Here is a 17,932-nt window from a genome sequence, read left to right as displayed (position 1 = left end):
TCACTAGCAGGCATAATAGCTTTAGTAAACGATTTCAATTTGATTATTTTAGTAAAAATCCAGCAGACAAAGGATCTGTCGGATCTAATATAAACATCTGCATTCCTGTAATAAAACCGCGGCTTTTCAAAGTAAACTTGTATCCACTTTCTGTTTGCTTAGCTCCTTGTACTATCAAAGTGCTGCCAAAAATACTTTCATTTACAAATGGTGGTTCCATATACAAGCTTCCTTTAGAAAGTAAGCTTGTATAACAAGCCATCGTTGATTCAAAGCCTGGAGAACGAACAATATACTGGTCGGCGCGAAACGTAATTGTTTTAATTCGCCCTTCTTCTAAATGAGAGTCATCCATTAAAATGACACCTTTTACTGGCATTTTTGACTCGAGAGCTTGAAGCACCGTTTGTCCCCATCTCTTTAGCTCAGAAAGGTCCTCAACACGAATCTCTGCAGAAATATCACTTTTCTCAAACACTGCATATAATTGATCGGCTTGCACGAGGGAGAACTGCGTATTGCAATGCGAATTAGACAATGGAATGTTCGTTTCGACTATTTGACACGATTCACTTTCTATCACCACTGAAACTACTTCATCATTCTCCATAATCGCGGTAACAGAAATCACACCACTGACCGTTTCGATTTTATATTCGCTTGACGCCTTCGGCTGTAAATGACCGCATTCCAATAAAGTTGTAATCACAGCAACGATGCCCCCATAATGAAGAGGAACCGTTCCTTCATGATTGAAAAATAATACTGCAGCATCAGCTTCTTCACTAATCGTCGGAACAACAAGACAACCATTTAAACCAGCAAATCCACGCGGTTCATTCAATAAAAGGTTGATTTCTTCTGCAAACACATGCGTAAACTGCTCATTCAACTGTTCCAAGTTTTGATAATGAATAAGCGGCACATCTTTAATAACACGAAACGCTTCACCAGCTACGTGTACATCCGTTGTTGAATACGTCTTCTGAATTTTCATTTCACGTCCTCCGTTTCATGTTCCATAGGGGGAATGAGCAGAAATCCTTCTTTAAGTGGATCTTCTTCGTGATAGAAGAAGCGATGCATCCCCATTAACCAAGCTGATCCCGCAATTTTGGTCACTACAGCCTCAATACCTTCTACATCTGTTGTTTCCAATACGCGTCCTCTAAATAAGGAACCGACAATGCTTTCATGAACGAATTCTTCGCCAATTGAAATTTCTTGATTGGCATATAGGACAGCCAATTTCGCAGAAGTACCAGTTCCACATGGAGAACGGTCGATTCCTCCTGGAGGAACAATAACTGTATTTTTCACATCTGCTTCCTCGTGGGTTGGTTCCGTAAAAAACTCAACATGAGTCAACCCTTTAATAAACGGATGTTGCGGATGAACGATTTCAACTTTTTCATTAATGGTATTTCTAATGTTGATTGCTGTTTCGATTATGTTAGAAGCATTCTCTGGTAGTAACTCCAATCCAACTAATTTCGCATCAATGATTGCATAAAAATTACCACCATACGCAATATCAGCATCTATACGTCCAATCCCCTCGACATCAATGGAAACACGTTTTAAAAGAAATGCTGGGATATTGCAAAAAGACACTTCTTTTGCCTTTCCATTTTCTACTGAAATGTCCACTTCGACGAGTCCAGCAGGTGTATCCAATTTTAAGGAAGTGACCGGCTCCTGAATGGGAATCAATCCAGATTCAACTAGAGCCGTACATACACCAATTGTGTCATGTCCACACATCGGCAAATATCCGCCTGTCTCTATGTAAATCACGCCAATATCTGCTTCTGGATGACACGGAGCCGTTAACAAAGCACCAGACATGACATCATGGCCGCGCGGCTCATTCATTAACAGTTTGCGAATCCAGTCATATTCCTTTTTCATATAAAGCATTTTTTCTGACATTGTTTCCCCAACTAATTTTGGAAGTCCGCTAATCAGTGTCCTCGTTGGATTCCCGCCTGTATGCGTATCAATTGTTGTAAAGACTCTTTGTGCCCTCATCTGCTCAACACCCTTTCTGTAAATCGGTTAAAGCTAAGCGGTGCAACGGGAATCGATGTTTCTTTTTCATTAATGAGTTCTTCTACTATTTTCCCTGTTACTGCTGCGAGGCTAATTCCGTCTCCTTCATGACCCGCCGCAATATAATAATTTGGAATTTTATCTACGCGTGAAACGATTGGCAAATGATCTTCCGTCCATGGCCTTAATCCTGCATACGAACGAATCACCATCATATCTGCCATTTTCGGATAAAAGCGGATTGCCCGATTAGCAATACATTTAATGATTTCATTGTTTACTTTCGTATGAAAGCCAACAAATTCTCTACTGCTCCCAATTAAAAAATTTTGGCTTTCCGTCGGTTCAAAGACAAGAGCTACTCCATATTTTTCAGTTAGCGGATCAACACGGCGCTTTCCACCAAACTTAGAAATTAAGTAACCAAACTCCATTACTTTTCGACATCCTACATGCTGCTGCCTTGAGGCAACGATAATATGCCCTTTTCTCGGTTCAATTGGTATGGAAAGATCAAACATCTCTCCTATTCGAGGTGCCCATACTCCTGCCGCATTGACGACATGATCCGCAGTAAAAACTCCGTTTGTCGTTTCTACAGTAAATGAACCACTTTCTTCTTTTTTCATTTGTTTTACTTCGGTATGCTTGAAAGCTTTAGCCCCTAGTTTTTTTGCTTCCTCCAAAAGTGAAAAAGCTAAGAGATACGGATTAACCGTGGAATCAGTGGCGCATTCTAGCCCGCCTAATAAATCATCTGCAAAAAAGGGAGACTCCTGCCGAATATCCTGCCGGTCAAGCATTCGAAATGGTAAACCGGCAGCTTTTTGACGATCTACCCATTTCTGTGCCGCTTCCATCTCCTCGTCCGACTCACAAACAAGGATGCTTCCTGGTGCTCGATATTCAAATGGATGCTCCAACTCTTTGCTTAATTCATCCACTAAATTCTGACTAAACAACGACATCTGACTATCAAAACCTGGGTCTTTATCAATCGCCAAAATATTGCCGTCACATCGTGAAGACGTGCCACTAACAAATTCCCCTTTTTCAATTATCGTTATATCTCTTCCATACTTAGAAGCATAATAGGCAATCGAACAGCCAATAATTCCCCCGCCAATGACTAACACGTCACAATGTTTCACATGGCATTCCTCCTCTCGATGAAATGGCTTCATTACCTAAAAATGCAATTCGTGTGCCAATTCATATGAAGCTTTCACAATGGAATATCACTTCATCCCGGCTGATGGTTCAGTGCAAGTGACGGCGACTCGCATCGAACAAGAAAATTTCAGAAGGAAAAGAAATTACTTTTGTGCTTTCAAATTTCTGTTCCTATCACCAGAATTCATTCTTGATTCAGTTCCTCAATTTCTAAAAGCAGCAGTTTTACTCTCATTTAATAGGATAAAAACTTTCTGTTTAAATTTTTTAAACATTTCGTTAATTGGTGTATAATTTTTTTTACAGTGTTAATCATTTTTTACAGCGCAGGAGGAGGATCATTATATTTTCATTACCGTCAGTAAAAGAAATAAGAAAATATCTTCTAATCGATACACCGTTCGATAAACATCAAATCGAACAGAAAAACGGTGAATTTTATTATCGTTCAGCAACAGAAACGCCTGATTTCCCATGCAAAATCGTATATGAAGATGATCCATTCTTCACTTTGATTGAGGCGTTTAATCAGCATTCCACAGTTATTATTCTTGATACAACCAAAAATCCAATAGGCTATATAACAGCCGCTCAAATGATCCATTTTCTTCATAACTCTTACAATCAATTAAAAACATTTTATGAAACTGTCATTCAAACAACAGATTCTTCAGTCACAGTCATTGATGATAACGAGCTTGTTTGTACGTGGACAGAAGGCGCAGAAAAAATTTTCTCGGTCAAGCGGGAAGATATAATCGGCCAACCAATTACGGATTTTTTCGACTATAAAAATCTAGAAATCTTGCAATCTCTGCATAAAGGGAAAAGTATTGTAGGACAGCACCATCAACCTCGTTCTGATTTGTTTGTCTTAATTAACTCTAATCCCGTTTATTTTAATGGCCAGATTATCGGGGCAGTCGTTTCAGAAACGGATATCACAAATCAAGTCGTACTGAATGAGAAATTATTTAATATGTCCAACGAAGTACACCGTTTAGAACAAGAAGTAGCAAAGTATAAGGATTCATCTGATCCATTTCAGTCTATTAAAGGAAAAAGTGCCGCTCTGCAAAGAACAGTGGATTTAGCTAGAAGAGTATGTTCTGTTAAATCAACCGTTCTCATATTAGGTGAAAGCGGTGTCGGAAAAGAGGTATTTGCGAAAGCAATTCATGAGGCAAGTGAAAAGCCGAAAGCACCTTTTATTTCAATTAACTGCGGCGCGATACCAGCATCTTTATTTGAAAGTGAGCTATTCGGATATGAACGGGGTGCTTTCTCTGGTGCTGATAGTAAAGGAAAAAAAGGAAAAATAGAACTAGCAAAAGGCGGTACATTATTTCTTGATGAAGTAGGTGAAATGCCGCTCGAAATGCAAGTAAAACTCCTACGCGTACTGCAGGAGCGAAAATATTATCGTGTTGGTGGAGAAAAAGAAATCAATATCGACTTCCGTATCATCGCTGCCACAAATCGTGATTTACAAGAATTAATGAAAAAAGGACAGTTCCGTGAAGATTTATATTACCGATTAAACGTAGTCAGTTTGCACATCCCTCCTTTAAGAGAGCGGCAAGAAGATATTATCGAATTAACCCATTATTTTTTACATGATTTTTCTTTGAGCTATCAGCGGCCAATTCATGAATTTCCTCCAGAAGTCATGCATGAACTGCTTCGTTATGATTGGCCTGGCAATATTCGCGAACTTCGCAATGTCATGGAACGGCTTATCGTATTCGCAACAGATGGCGTAATAAAAAGAGAGTATTTACCCTTTCATACAAACAGTATCAGCTTTGAAAACACACCAAAGGCTGTATCTAATGTAATTCAGGACAGTGACTTCACCATCTTATCGCTGCAAGAAGAAATGGATCAACACGAAAGAAAAGTAATCGAAAGAGCGTTACAGATTTTAGATGGAAATAAATTAGAGTGCGCGAAACAACTCGGTATCACAAGAGCCACTTTATACAATCGCTTGAAGCGACTCGGCTTACATTAACCCTCTTCCTCCTCTGCATTGGCACATTTTTTGCATAGTCTCTTTATGAAAGACTGTCGAGGAGGAATTCAAATGGTTAACAAAGAGAGCATTGTGATTTGCCGCTGTGAAGAAGTTACTTACGGACAACTTCAGAAAACGGCAGATCAACATACATGCACAGCAAGAGAATTAAAATTAAGAACACGAGCAGGAATGGGCTTTTGTGGAGGCCGCACATGCAGGCCGACATTAGATAGAATCATTGAAAGTGTCATCCCTAATGTATCACCTGATGAAATTCCATTAAAATACCAGCCTCCAATTCGGCCGGTAACCTTTGGAACAGTAGGTGAAAATCAATGACTAGAATCATGAACCATCCCATTTTAGGGAATTTAGATGATAGAGAACGTATTTCCTTTCAATTTGATGGAATTCAATATGAAGCATATGAAAATGAAACGATTGCTGCTGCTCTTTTGGCAAATGGAATAAGAAAACTGCGTGTTCACGAAGATAGCGGGACGCCTAGAGGTATTTATTGCAACATCGGCCATTGCTTAGAATGCCGTGTAACTGTCAATAATCAAGCAAACGTAAGAGCCTGCTTAACAGTTGTCGAAAAAGATATGATTGTTGAAAGCGGCAAACAGCATCCGAATATTGTAAGAAGGATGGTGGAAAAGCGATGATTGATGTCATTGTAATTGGAGGAGGCCCAGCAGGATTAGCAGGAGCTATTTCCTGTGCGAGCTTTGGTCTCAAAGTGACTGTTCTTGATGAATTTATAAAACCAGGCGGCAGATTACTCGGACAACTTCATCAAGAACCTTCCGGTGAATGGTGGAATGGAATAAAAGAATCAGAGCGCCTTCATCAAGAAGCAAAAAAATTATCGGTCGATATCCGCTGCGGTGTGTCTGTTTACAATTTAGAAAAAGAAAACCACCTATGGAATGTGCATACGAGCTTAGGTACGCTAGAAGCACCATTTGTACTAGTAGCTACCGGAGCTGCTGAGTACTCTATCCCATTGCCTGGTTGGACTCTTCCTGGTGTAATGTCCATTGGCGCAGCACAAGTAATGACAAATGTTCATCGCGTCCAAGTCGGCAAAAAAGGAATTCTTATCGGAGCGAATATTTTAGCATTTGCGATTTTAAATGAATTACAACTAGCTGGCATAACGGTTGATCGAATTGTACTCCCAGAAAAAAGTGTCCTTAGTCAAAAAGCTGGTGAACCTGAAGAGGTTATGAAATCGCTCTTGAACGCAGCTCACCTAGCCCCATCACCGTTATTACGTATCGGGAGCCGTTTCATGAAAAATGACTGGATGAGGAAAGTTGCTTTAAACTTTTATCCGAAAAACGGTATGAAAGTGAACGGTACTCCCCTTCAACTTCGGAAAGCAGCACTCGAAATTATCGGTAAAGATCAAGTGGAAGGAGTACGCGTCGCCGATATTGATGCGAATGGCAATATTATTGCGGGATCTGAAACCATTTATGAAGCGGACTTTGTCTGTATAGCAGGCGGCTTATATCCGTTGGCAGAGCTTGCTGCCGTTGCCGGATGTCCATTTCAATACATCCCTGAACTTGGCGGTCATGTACCCCACCATTCAGAGACGATGGAAACTCCTCTTGATGGACTATTTGTTGCTGGTAATATCACCGGTATTGAAAGCGGCAAAATTGCCATGGCTCAAGGAACAACGGCAGGATTATCAATCGTCAAACATGCAGGAAAAGAATCGAACACAATTGACCAGAAACTACAACAATCTGTGCAGCATGTCCGTACCGTTCGCAAGCAAGCTGCAATCCAGTTTAATCCTGAGATCAATAGTGGCAGAAGTAAAATGAACGAGCTTTGGGAACGCCTCTATTCAAATAATAGCACTGGGAAAACTCCCAAAAAAATTGTGTAATGAAATAAAAACTCCCGTCAGTCTTTGTTCTGACGGGATTTCTTATTTACATAAGTTATGCTGCAGTTACTGAAGAACGTTCTGGTTTTCGCTTACTCTTTTTCTTGTGCCACCACATATACGTACCAGTAAACATTAAGATTGATGGTGTAAGACCACCAATAACATATAAGACTTTTGTAAATAAACCACCAAACGTTCCTGTATGTAGTGGTTTAAGCCATGTCTGATACGTCAGTCCATCATCCACCTTTGGATCTTGTTTAGCTAACACTTTCCCGCTATACTGGTCAACCCATATTTTCACATTCCCATTCCCTGGATCGTATGGACGACTCAAACGAATTTCCACAGCACCTTCTGCTTTTCCTTTTTTAGCTTGCGCTGGCATCCTTACTTGCGTAATAGTCCCTTGAGGAACCGCCTTTTCAGCTTCACTTAGCAAGGAATCAAGAGGGAGTTTTCCTCCTGAAAGAGGCTTAGAAATAAGTTTCTCCTTCGATGGCATGACACTAGTTTTCGCTCCGACCCACCCAAAAATTGTCTTATCGTATGTAAAAAGTGCCCCTGTTAATGAAACCACTAATAAAAGTGGCATAGCAATGATTCCAATGACTTTATGTATATCATACTGTTTTACATATGTATTCTTACTGCGCCGTATAACAAAACCCCGTGCCCACTTTTTAATTCCAGGCCACCATAAATACAATCCAGATAAACTAATAAAAAAGAAAATAAATCCAATAATACCGACAATTTCTTTACCGTTAAAATCTTTCAGAAGTAAATGATAATGAATTTCTTTGACTTGATTAAAAAACGCTGTTTCCCCTAAATCTCCATTTATGTTACCAGTCCCTGGATCAACATATACAGATTTCGTCCCTTTTCCTTCTTTCAAATTAAACAAATAAATCCCCTGAGAGTGTGGATCATCTGGCGTATACACACGTTGAATTTCTCCCTTTGGGTATGCGCTTGCTACAGTTTGCAAGGCTTTCTGATATGCAACCGGTTGACCCTTAGTTATTTTGTATAAATCAGGATAAATCATACGATTTAATTCGTTGTCAAAGACAAGCAAACTCCCAGTCAATCCAATTAGCACAATAAACATACCAGCTATCATGCTAAGGTATAAATGAACCTTTCTAACCATACTGCGAATCTTCATAAAAGTCCCCCTTAATGAAATGAAAAGTCAAATTAATATTAAAGATAATGATTATCATTGTCAATATGTAAAAATTCAAAATATAGAGTAAAAGTTCAAATATAATTGTTCCCACAACAAAAAGAGGATTATTTTTTCACACCTCTACCTTAAGTTTTTATCCCCCACTTATCTTCCTCGCTTCTCTCTGAATTTTGAGGGAGGGTCTTACTGCCCGTTAATACGGGATAAATCTCAAGATTCATGATTTTTCAGCCCTTTTTAAAGCAGTAATTTCAATATCACTTTCACATGAAATATAGCTAGCAACGTATGCCTTTTAAAGCCTATTCATGTGATAAAAACAGACATTTTTGTAAACTAAAAAAACTGTTTGAAATATATTTTCATAAAATCATAGCTTAGTGTAGGAAATGTGATGCTTTGGCGGCGATAGCACGTTGCAAAAATTTTCATTGACAAATAAAAAATGCGGGATTAAGATTAATCTAGTTTTTATTGATAAAGATTATCATTATCATTTTTTTAGATATACTAGGGGGAAGTTCATTGCTTAAAAAATTTTTAAATCTCAAAACCGTTCTTATATCGTTTTCCTTGTTGGTAGTAATTGGTGTCATCATATGGCAGGGAGTGAATTATCAAGGGAATCCTGATCCTACCGCTAAAGATATAACGCCAGGTGCTGCAATCATAAATACGGCTATCCTTATCTTTCGGGAAGGATTAGAGGCTATTTTAGTATTATCAGCAATTATCTCTGGCTTAGTGCGTAAGAAACAAGATAACTATTGGAAGCCCATTTCTGCGGGAGCAGGGGTATCCTTCTTAGCCACGATTGCTACATGGTTTATTGTAGTAGGAATTATTTCTTCTGTGAATGCATCCGAGCTTCATATTCAAGCTGCAACAGGAATTCTAGCTGTTATTGTTTTATGTATTATCATGAACTGGTTCTTTCATAAGATTTACTGGCAGGGTTGGATTAACCTACATAATCGTAAAAAGCAAAAAATAACTGGAAATAATGGTGAGAGTGTGGCAAAGAGTACATTTTGGTCTCTTTTCCTACTAGGTCTTACATCGGTTTATCGTGAGGGATTTGAAGTCGTTCTTTTCCTTCAAAATTTACGATTAAAAGTGGGGTCTGATGTTATCTTACAAGGAGCACTGATTGGGTTAGCGTTAACGATGATAGTGGGAGTTCTGACCTTTTTAGCTCATCGCCGTCTTCCTTATAAAAAAATGTTGGTATTTACAGGCGGTCTCTTAGTGGTTGTCTTGGCCGTAATGGTGGGGGAAACCGTACAAGAGATGCAACTAGCAGGATGGATTAGTACAACTACCATCAATATTCATTTCCCTGATTGGATGGGAGTTTGGTTCTGTATATTCCCAACAGTTGAGACGTTATCAGCTCAAGTTATAGCTGTAATTTATGTATTAGGTTCTTACTTCGCTGCTCGTTATTTAACAAAACGAAAAGCAATGAAACGACAAACGCAAGCAGTGTCATAGAAACAAATACTCATTTATGAAAAAGGCACTCTCATAGTGAAATGTTCCCTATAGAGTAGACACTAAAAAAGATCTACCTATTCCTATCAAGTAGACAACTATAAAAAAGACTAAACAGCCATCGAGATTCGATATTCTATCAGAGCTCGGTGGCTGTTTAGTCTTCTTTGGAATTGTTTATCCTGCATTAACGGGCAATTGGTTCAACTAATCATCAGTGTGGAATGAAAAAACCCCCACTGATGGAGGTTTCACTTTGGTAATTTTGAATGAAATATCACACTCTATTCTAAGTGAATTGTACAATTATATAGTTCTGAATCCCAGCCATTCTTTGCTTTTATAAGTTTAGTTAGAGACGTGTTTCTCGGAGATTCTACCATATTCAAATGCGGTACTAGTTCCTTTAGAAGATGTCTAATGAATGCACCATGACTAACGATTAATATATTTTTATTATCATGTTTAGATGTAATCTCTTTAATTACCGAAAGACCTCTTGTGATTACACTGTCAGCACTTTCAATTCCTAAATCTAGCTCTCTCCAATTCTTCCCCCATTTTAAAATTCGCTCTTCTTCCGTTGTCCCTTCAATCTGCCCTCCGCCTGCTTCACGAAACCTAGGTTCCAAATAAAGGGGGATATTCGGAATTTTTTCTCCTATAATTTCAGCAGTTTGCTTCGCTCTTAATAGGTCACTAGAATATATGAAATCCCAATTCTCTTTACTTAAACGCTCCGCAAGTTTATACGCATCTAATTTTCCATCTTGATCAAGGGAAATATCTGAACTCCCCTGTGCTCTTCCTTCTTTATTCCACGGTGTACTTCCGTGACGGATTATACCTATTTTAGTCATATGAAAACCTCCAAATTATCAAAAATGAACTTAGTTCGAAGTATCATTCCTCTTCCTAAGCTCATCTCGGATATCTTTTAAATATTCATTTCTTTCTCTCATTCTCTTTAATACCATTACCACAACGTATACCGTAAAGACTGGCACTGCGACATAAAAAATAAGTCCTAAAATTGAAAAAGTACTAAAAAGAAAAGGTCCTATGTTCATATCCCTTGCCCCTTTCAACCTATTGAAATATGACGTTAAAAAGAGAAATCTATTGCATATTTAATGCGCTGGCCATCTAAGGTTTTGCATTAGTAGAAAGCGTAACCCATACCTTATACATCATTTTATCCTCAAGCCAAACTGTATCCGTATGAACATGAAGTCGCGGAACACTTGCCAAGCGAAAGGCCAAAACATAGGCAACTTTCTCGTCAGGAGTTGTATACCCGCCAAATGCACCTGCATGCATATCGTTACTGATTGAACAGCCCCACTCTTCTGCTTCCCATAGCGTGTCAAAAATCATGTGATCCTCACGATAATTTGATTCGTGCCAACGAATACTCATATAGAATCCTCCTATGAAAGCTAACATGGTATGTTCTTGCCTACATTCTATTGCTTGAAAGATTTCTTCCCTTCGCTTTTTCCATATCGATAGTGAAAATAATAGAGAAGTATAACTGCTAAAATACCTACTCCAATCGAAATGTATAAAGGCCACTCCCAGCGTACATAACCTCTTACACAAACCATAAGTACCGTAAGCATTTCAAAGCAAAATAATACCTTTATATGTTTCATCGGTTTCTCCCTGAAAATATAATACTCAGTCTTCTATTCTGACGTAAGGACTTCCTTGTAAAAGTGATTCCATAAACTTTTCTTTCTCTTTTGGCATTGTAATCATATGTGTTTCAAAATTACTCCCGTACGTAATTTCTAAGTTTCTCTTATTTTTTCCAACAAACCGGATTACACGAATGCTTACAGTTGGAATTTTCTTCTTTGTTAGCCAATGCCCTGTTATTAATTCACCATCAACGACTTTATGCTGAAATACAAACATTTCAGAAATAGGCACAATATTTGCAGCTAGAAATAAGATTCCTGCTGCAAGCCCTGTCAGCCAACCTTTCTCGTTCATCATAAATGATATGATAGGAGAGATTACAACAAGCAGCAGCATAATTACAGTAAGAAATATCATAATTGGATTTTTTTTCACGTAAAATTCCATCTTTATCACTCCTTATCCATATTATACCATCAATTATTGATAAATTCAGAAAAAAAGAAGCGTCATTTCATCCCGTTATTAACGGGCAGTAAGACCCCCACCTCAAGATTCAAAAAGAGACGAGGAAGATAGGTGGGGGACAACTGCTGGCATGCGCCCGATTCGTTCAACTAACCATCAGTAGGGGGATAAAAACCCCCCCACTGATGGAAGTTTCACTTTATACGCTTCTCTCTCCATTCTCTCGCTAACATACTATACACCGCAATGTCCTGAAAATGATTATATAACCATTCTCCCTCACGCATAATTCCATCTAAGTGAAAACCTAACCGTTCTGGAATTGCACGGCTCTTTCGATTTTTTACTCCGCAATGAATTTCAACTTTATTTAATTTTAATTCTTCGAAAGCATAACGAAGTGCAGCCTTTACACTTCGCGTCATAATTCCTTTTCCACTTGCTTCTTCCACAAGATAGTATCCAAGAGTTGTCGCCTTCTTCGCCCAATCCACCGGATGAATCCCAACCATCCCAACGAGCTTTCCTTTATAGCGTATACCTGCTTCAAAACCATTCCCATCTGCGAAGTTATGCAGCCACATTGGAAAGATTTCATTGTACCCTTTAGCTGATTTCGTGCGATCCACCCATGGAAGCCATTCTCGTAAATATTCTCGGTTGCCGTCCACTAACTCGTACAGTTCATCTTTATGTTGCATTTCTAATAATTGTAATGAAATTTCATCATCAACGCGTAGTGTAAACATTTTCCTATCCCCTTATTTTTTCTTATTATTCTAACATTTGAAATTACAAGTTTTCTAGAAAAAATAACAATTCAAAAAGAAACTCTTTTTCTACTTTTTAATACAAACAGCTCTGAGGAACAAAGAACGCCTGCAATTGTATATATCATATTCCTTCTTAATTTTCACTGTTCCACCTTACTTAGAGCTAACTCTAAATCAACAAAAAAATGACGTGCCAATTGCACGTCATTTCTACCTTACTTCTTCTCCGCTACTTGTACTTCCTTCGCATAAGCAGCTTCAAATTTTTGAATATCACCAGCGCCCATAAAAATAAGTACGCCGTTTTTATGTTTCTTTAATACTTCTGTTGTCATAACCGTAATAAGCTCTGCACCATCAATGCGTTGCTGCAGGTCTTGAATTGTTAATTCTCCTTTATTTTCACGAGCAGAACCAAAAATATCACATAAATATACTTGATCTGCCTTACGTAAACTCTCTGCAAATTCATCTAAGAATTTTTGTGTTCGAGAGAATGTATGCGGCTGAAATACTGCTACAATTTCACGTTCTGGGTATTTCTGACGAGCAGCTTCAATTGTCGCATTGATTTCTGTTGGATGATGTGCATAATCATCAATAATGACCTGCTCACCCATTTTCTTTTCATTAAAACGGCGCTTTACACCACCGAATGTTGTTAACTGATGTTTCACAACTTCGACATCAATATCTTCATAATCACAAAGAGCAATAACCGCCAATGCATTTAGCACGCTATGATTGCCGTAACCTGTAATTTGGAACGTTCCATAATACGTATTACGAACAAAGACATCAAACACTGTACCATCTGTTCTTTTTTGAATGTTACGCGCTTGGAAATCATTGTCTTCCCCAAATCCATAGAAAATAACTGGTACTTTCGCATGAATCTTTTGAAGTTCCTCATCATCACCACACGCAATAATACCTTTCTTCACTTGCAGTGCCATCTCTTGGAACGCACTAAATACATCATTAATGTCTGTAAAATAATCTGGATGATCAAAATCAATATTTGTCATAATTGCATAGTCTGGATGATATGACAAGAAATGACGACGGTATTCACACGCTTCAAATACAAAATACTTACTATCCTCTACTCCAAGTCCTGTTCCATCACCAATTAAACAAGATGTAGGGCTTGCTCCTTGCATCACGTGAGATAACAAACCTGTCGTTGATGTTTTTCCGTGAGCACCAGTTACAGCGACACTCGTATACTTACTCATAAAATCGCCTAAAAAATGATGATAACGATAAATAGGTAAATTTAATTCCTTTGCAAATTCAATTTCCTCATGCGTATCTGGGAATGCATTTCCTGCGATAATCACTTGTCCTGCTTCAACATTATTCTTATCAAAAGGTAGGATAGAAATCCCACGATTCTCCAACGCTGTTTGCGTAAAAAAGCGTTTGTCTACATCAGAACCTTGAACAGTATGCTTCATATCATGTAAAATTTGCGCTAAAGCACTCATCCCTGTCCCTTTAATTCCTACAAAATGGTAAACTGTCATCTTAAAGAACCTCCAACATTTCGAACTATTCCAACGGTCTATCTATAAGACAGTATATGATTTTCTTTTTATTTTGGTAATCATCTCGAATTTCTTATAATCACGTTCATGCTTTCTTTTAAATCCACAACAAACTTATTATAGCAAAAAACAATCCGTTATACTATGATAACAGAAAAACTGATAGGGTCAATTCCCTATCAGTTTTTCCTCTTATTCCTCATTGTCTCTTGCTTGCAATTGAACACGCTCTAAACGTGGATTTGGACGGTATTTACGTCCTGCTTTCGCTTCCGGTTTTTCGTTCAATTCTACATTATCACCTGTGAAGCCGATATTCATTTTTAATAAACTGCTGCCGACGCCATAAATATCAACAGGAACATTTTGTGCTTCAAATTCACGAATTCGCTTTTCATCAAATCCGCCGCTCACTACGATATTCACATGTTGGAATCCTTCATCATCTAATGCTTTGCGAAGTGCAAAGATCAGAGAAGGATTCACGCCGCGCGGATCAAATGTACCAAGCACTTCAGGATGACGAATGAAGTATTGATCAATCATCGTACGAGATGTATCTACACGTACTCCTTTTAACTCTGATCCAAATTCACGTGCTACGCGAAGCGCATCTGTAATTACATCGTTATTGTAATCAATTAGCACGACTAGCTCATCTTCTGGGAATTTTTTATGGTATGCTTTTGCCGCTTCGACAACATCACCATTAAACATTTGAATTAAAGCGTGAGGCATTGTTCCCATGCCGCTTTTGCCCCACCATTCATTCATCGCATGCGTTGCTTGCGCGCTCATACCACCGATATAAGCCGCATAACCATCACCAGCTTGTTGCGTATAATGATCATCACGGTCACCCATGAAAATAACAGGTTTCTCTTTCTCACCACTGCGCGCAGCTTGCACAACGTTATACACATTTGTCGCAACAGAAGTGCGGCGTGCTAAAATACCATCTATCACACCTTCTAAATAGCCGAAATACTCATATGGTCCGCGAATCGTTAATAATGTTTCAAACGGATTAACTTTATCCCCATCTTTTAAAGAATGAATTTCAAGCTCTTCAGGATGCTCTGCAAATGTTTGTAATAAAGCAAGTACTTCATCTGTTCCGCATAATACAGCATGTTCCTTTTGGAAAAATTGCATTGTCACAACGCTTCCTGGTCGAAATTCTTTAATAATATCACGAGTTTTTAAGAAATAAACCGCAGAAAACCATCCTTCGCCGACGCGCTCATCAAACTTGAATGTCTTATTTGTTAGTCGATTTATTTCACCTTGTAATTTTAATTCGATTTCTTTCATGTCGCTATACTCCCTACTTTACTATCCAACGTTTTCTCTTAGTATACAGCAAAACCTTTTCTTATACATGTATATCCTGCATCGCAGCAAATTCATCTTCTGTAATAAGGACATCTCTTGGTTTTGTTCCGCGTGCTTCTGAAATAATCCCTTGCGCTTCCATGTCTTCGATAAGACGAGCTGCACGGTTATATCCAATGCGGAATCTTCTCTGCACAGAAGACGTGGACGCTCCCCCTTGTTCTACAACAAATTGACATGCCTCAAAGAACAGCTCATCTTCTGATTCTGCCTGTTCTGTTTTTGCCAATAAGTCTTCTTGATGGAATAAATAATTTGGTTTCATTTGACGTTTCGCATGTGCAACAGACTTTTCGATTTCTTCATCTGAAACGTATACCCCTTGCACACGAACCGGTTTTGACGTTCCATTATCTAAAAATAGCATATCACCACGGCCGAGCAATTTCTCAGCTCCGCCAATATCAATAATTGTACGTGAGTCTACTTGCGATGAAACTGTAAAAGCAATTCGCGTCGGAATGTTCGATTTAATCAATCCTGTAATAACATCTACAGATGGACGCTGCGTTGCTACTAATAAATGAATTCCGCACGCTCTTGCTTTTTGGGCAATCCGACAAATTGCTTCCTCTACATCACCCGGTGCAACCATCATTAAATCCGCTAGCTCATCAATGACAATAACGATGTACGGTAACGTCTCACCTGGAATTTCTTGTTCATTCATAATTGTATTGTAACGTGTTAAATCGCGCGCACCTGCATGCGCAAACAATTCATAACGACGTTCCATTTCCTCTACTGCCCATTTCAAGGCCGCCGTCGCTGCTTTTACATCCGTAATAACCGGCGCAACAAGGTGCGGTACAGAATTATACGGTGCAAGTTCAACCATCTTCGGATCAATGAGCATCAGCTTTACTTCGTGTGGCTTCGCTTTATATAAAATACTTGTTAAAATCGCATTAATACATACGCTTTTTCCTGATCCTGTTGCCCCCGCAATTAAACCGTGCGGCATTTTTCGAATATCCGTCACAATTGGTGTTCCTGAAATATCAAGACCAAGTGCAACTGTAAGCGGCGATTCACTTTTCGTAAACACTGGGCTTCTTAAAATTTCACGAAGAAATACTGCTTTGCTTTCTTTATTCGGCACTTCAATTCCAACTGCACTTTTCCCTGGAATTGGCGCCTCAATTCGAATATCACGAGCAGCCAAGTTTAGTTTAATATCGTCACTTAAATTTGTAATTTTGTTTACTTTCACACCAGGCTCTGGCTGCACTTCAAAACGAGTTACAGCTGGACCTTGCGTAACATTCACTACTTTTGCACCAACATGAAAATTATGGAATGTTGTATTTAATAACTCTTTTTGTTCCTCTAACCACTCACTATCATTTGTCGCTGAGTGACTTGGAATGTTTAAAAGCGTTAATGGCGGAAACTCGTACGTTGGCGGTGCCTGCAAAACATTACGAACATCTTGTTTTGTTTCTACAACAACTCGGTGCGTCATCTCTTCCTGCACTGGTTGTTTCACTGCTGGCGGTTCAATATTCTGTTTTTGCTCAGTCACATTATGTGAAGGAGCCGGTTGTGACGGCATTGCTACACGACGCTTTTCTTCTAACAGCTGTTTATCTTGCTTCAACATCACTACATTAAACGGAACAAAACGTTTCTTCTCACGTTTTGGTTCTTGCGTTGAATCTACTTTGCGCTGCTCTGTTTGTACTTTATTCTGCTCAGCAATTGCATTTGATTTTTCCTCTGTTTCTTCTATTAATACATTTGCAAAGTCTTGTACAGCTTGCTTTGTTTGTTCATCAGCTTGAATAGATTCTTCACTTTGTTCTTGAACGAAACTTTCAGTTACTAATGCTTCAGCTTCCTTAGCTTCAAGCACTTCTTCTTGTATATTGGACTCTTCCATTTCTGAAGATACTTCCACTACTTCTGCTTCCTGAGACGCTTCTGCTTCTTCTGTTTCTTCTTGTACATCCAATTCTTCTGTCTCTGAAGATAACTCGATTTCTTCTATTTCCTGAGATTCTTCCACTGCTTCTGTTTCTTCTTGTACATCCAATTCTTCTGTCTCTGAAGATAACTCGATTTCTTCTATTTCCTGAGATTCTTCCACTTCTTCTGTTTCTTCTTGTACATCCAATTCTTCTGTCTCTGAAAATAACTCGATTTCTTCTATTTCCTGAGACACTTCTGCTTCTTCTGTTTCTTCTTGTACATTCGATTCTTCCGTCTCTGAAGATAACTCGATTTCTTCTATTTCCTGAGACACTTCCACTG

The 17,932-nt window shown here is 38.7% G+C and carries 17 protein-coding genes; 5 read left to right on the top strand and 12 right to left on the bottom strand.

The features are described from left to right. Positions 1–43: 43 nt before the first annotated feature. The 3 genes from ACFQZ1_RS17525 to ACFQZ1_RS17515 are packed head-to-tail and all read right to left on the bottom strand — an operon-like array spanning position 44 to position 3,203. The gene (locus ACFQZ1_RS17525; RefSeq protein WP_377883477.1) at positions 44–997 is read right to left on the bottom strand and encodes a proline racemase family protein; all 954 of its coding nucleotides are present in this window, start codon (positions 995–997) and stop codon (positions 44–46) included. Next, on the bottom strand, positions 994–2,031 hold the full coding sequence (locus tag ACFQZ1_RS17520) for a proline racemase family protein (protein WP_377883476.1): 1,038 nt from the start codon (positions 2,029–2,031) through the stop codon (positions 994–996). The genes ACFQZ1_RS17525 and ACFQZ1_RS17520 overlap by 4 nt, the downstream gene beginning before the upstream one ends. Then, entirely contained in the window at positions 2,028–3,203 is a 1,176-nt protein-coding gene (locus ACFQZ1_RS17515) for an NAD(P)/FAD-dependent oxidoreductase (protein ID WP_377883475.1), read from the bottom strand. Before ACFQZ1_RS17515 ends, ACFQZ1_RS17520 begins: the two co-directional genes overlap by 4 nt. Before the next feature lie 362 nt (positions 3,204–3,565). Here ACFQZ1_RS17515 and ACFQZ1_RS17510 point away from each other — a divergent pair, with 362 nt between their 5' ends. From ACFQZ1_RS17510 to ACFQZ1_RS17495, 4 genes are all read left to right on the top strand, one after another. Next, positions 3,566–5,239 (top strand): sigma-54 interaction domain-containing protein, encoded by a 1,674-nt coding sequence (locus ACFQZ1_RS17510; protein WP_377883541.1) that lies wholly within the window; start codon positions 3,566–3,568, stop codon positions 5,237–5,239. Positions 5,240–5,311: 72 nt separating this feature from the next. Beyond that, on the top strand, positions 5,312–5,584 hold the full coding sequence (locus tag ACFQZ1_RS17505) for a (2Fe-2S)-binding protein (RefSeq protein ID WP_377883474.1): 273 nt from the start codon (positions 5,312–5,314) through the stop codon (positions 5,582–5,584). After that, positions 5,581–5,913 (top strand): (2Fe-2S)-binding protein, encoded by a 333-nt coding sequence (locus ACFQZ1_RS17500; RefSeq protein WP_377883473.1) that lies wholly within the window; start codon positions 5,581–5,583, stop codon positions 5,911–5,913. Before ACFQZ1_RS17505 ends, ACFQZ1_RS17500 begins: the two co-directional genes overlap by 4 nt. Continuing rightward, positions 5,910–7,154, top strand: a complete 1,245-nt coding sequence (locus ACFQZ1_RS17495; protein ID WP_377883472.1) for an NAD(P)/FAD-dependent oxidoreductase — start codon at positions 5,910–5,912, stop codon at positions 7,152–7,154. The genes ACFQZ1_RS17500 and ACFQZ1_RS17495 overlap by 4 nt, the downstream gene beginning before the upstream one ends. A 55-nt stretch (positions 7,155–7,209) precedes the next feature. On the opposite strand, the gene ACFQZ1_RS17490 is transcribed toward ACFQZ1_RS17495, so the two are convergent. After that, a complete protein-coding gene (locus ACFQZ1_RS17490; RefSeq protein ID WP_377883471.1) occupies positions 7,210–8,331 on the bottom strand; it encodes a PepSY-associated TM helix domain-containing protein in 1,122 nt (373 codons plus the stop codon). 549 nt (positions 8,332–8,880) lie between these two features. Here ACFQZ1_RS17490 and ACFQZ1_RS17485 point away from each other — a divergent pair. Then, positions 8,881–9,849 carry an FTR1 family iron permease gene (locus ACFQZ1_RS17485; RefSeq protein WP_377883470.1) on the top strand — a complete coding sequence of 323 codons (969 nt, stop codon included), beginning with the start codon at positions 8,881–8,883 and terminating at the stop codon, positions 9,847–9,849. Between the two features lie 284 nt (positions 9,850–10,133). Here ACFQZ1_RS17485 and ACFQZ1_RS17480 read toward each other — a convergent pair whose 3' ends face one another. The 8 genes from ACFQZ1_RS17480 to ACFQZ1_RS17445 form a co-directional block, all read right to left on the bottom strand. Further along, positions 10,134–10,709, bottom strand: coding sequence for a histidine phosphatase family protein (locus tag ACFQZ1_RS17480; RefSeq protein WP_377883469.1), 576 nt, complete (start codon positions 10,707–10,709; stop codon positions 10,134–10,136). A 286-nt stretch (positions 10,710–10,995) separates the two neighbouring features. Continuing rightward, entirely contained in the window at positions 10,996–11,268 is a 273-nt protein-coding gene (locus ACFQZ1_RS17475; RefSeq protein ID WP_377883468.1) for a hypothetical protein, read from the bottom strand. A gap of 47 nt (positions 11,269–11,315) precedes the next feature. Continuing rightward, a complete protein-coding gene (locus ACFQZ1_RS17470) occupies positions 11,316–11,504 on the bottom strand; it encodes a hypothetical protein (protein WP_377883467.1) in 189 nt (62 codons plus the stop codon). Between the two features lie 25 nt (positions 11,505–11,529). Beyond that, entirely contained in the window at positions 11,530–11,940 is a 411-nt protein-coding gene (locus tag ACFQZ1_RS17465) for a PH domain-containing protein (protein ID WP_377883466.1), read from the bottom strand. Between the two features lie 215 nt (positions 11,941–12,155). Then, positions 12,156–12,710 (bottom strand): GNAT family N-acetyltransferase, encoded by a 555-nt coding sequence (locus ACFQZ1_RS17460; protein WP_377883465.1) that lies wholly within the window; start codon positions 12,708–12,710, stop codon positions 12,156–12,158. 239 nt (positions 12,711–12,949) lie between these two features. After that, a complete protein-coding gene (murC, locus tag ACFQZ1_RS17455; protein WP_377883464.1) occupies positions 12,950–14,263 on the bottom strand; it encodes a UDP-N-acetylmuramate--L-alanine ligase in 1,314 nt (437 codons plus the stop codon). A gap of 213 nt (positions 14,264–14,476) precedes the next feature. Continuing rightward, on the bottom strand, positions 14,477–15,598 hold the full coding sequence (locus tag ACFQZ1_RS17450; protein WP_377883463.1) for a nicotinate phosphoribosyltransferase: 1,122 nt from the start codon (positions 15,596–15,598) through the stop codon (positions 14,477–14,479). Positions 15,599–15,659: 61 nt separating this feature from the next. Further along, positions 15,660–17,932: DNA translocase FtsK (locus ACFQZ1_RS17445; RefSeq protein WP_377883462.1), on the bottom strand; the 2,273-nt coding region annotated here is incomplete at its 5' end.

Source organism: Bacillus sp. CGMCC 1.60114, assembly GCF_042676365.1.
GTDB lineage: Bacteria > Bacillota > Bacilli > Bacillales > Bacillaceae_G > Bacillus_A > Bacillus_A rhizoplanae_A.
This window is presented reverse-complemented; position numbering and strand designations above follow the sequence as displayed.

Bases quoted from the DNA above. Each gene is read 5' to 3' on its own strand.
- ACFQZ1_RS17525 (WP_377883477.1), bottom strand. From the start codon at position 997: ATGAAAATTCAGAAGACGTATTCAACAACGGATGTACACGTAGCTGGT.
- ACFQZ1_RS17520 (WP_377883476.1), bottom strand. From the start codon at position 2,031: ATGAGGGCACAAAGAGTCTTTACAACAATTGATACGCATACAGGCGGG.
- ACFQZ1_RS17505 (WP_377883474.1), top strand. From the start codon at position 5,312: ATGGTTAACAAAGAGAGCATTGTGATTTGCCGCTGTGAAGAAGTTACT.
- ACFQZ1_RS17500 (WP_377883473.1), top strand. From the start codon at position 5,581: ATGACTAGAATCATGAACCATCCCATTTTAGGGAATTTAGATGATAGA.
- ACFQZ1_RS17495 (WP_377883472.1), top strand. From the start codon at position 5,910: ATGATTGATGTCATTGTAATTGGAGGAGGCCCAGCAGGATTAGCAGGA.
- ACFQZ1_RS17490 (WP_377883471.1), bottom strand. From the start codon at position 8,331: ATGAAGATTCGCAGTATGGTTAGAAAGGTTCATTTATACCTTAGCATG.
- ACFQZ1_RS17480 (WP_377883469.1), bottom strand. From the start codon at position 10,709: ATGACTAAAATAGGTATAATCCGTCACGGAAGTACACCGTGGAATAAA.
- ACFQZ1_RS17475 (WP_377883468.1), bottom strand. From the start codon at position 11,268: ATGAGTATTCGTTGGCACGAATCAAATTATCGTGAGGATCACATGATT.
- ACFQZ1_RS17470 (WP_377883467.1), bottom strand. From the start codon at position 11,504: ATGAAACATATAAAGGTATTATTTTGCTTTGAAATGCTTACGGTACTT.
- ACFQZ1_RS17465 (WP_377883466.1), bottom strand. From the start codon at position 11,940: ATGGAATTTTACGTGAAAAAAAATCCAATTATGATATTTCTTACTGTA.
- ACFQZ1_RS17460 (WP_377883465.1), bottom strand. From the start codon at position 12,710: ATGTTTACACTACGCGTTGATGATGAAATTTCATTACAATTATTAGAA.
- murC (WP_377883464.1), bottom strand. From the start codon at position 14,263: ATGACAGTTTACCATTTTGTAGGAATTAAAGGGACAGGGATGAGTGCT.
- ACFQZ1_RS17450 (WP_377883463.1), bottom strand. From the start codon at position 15,598: ATGAAAGAAATCGAATTAAAATTACAAGGTGAAATAAATCGACTAACA.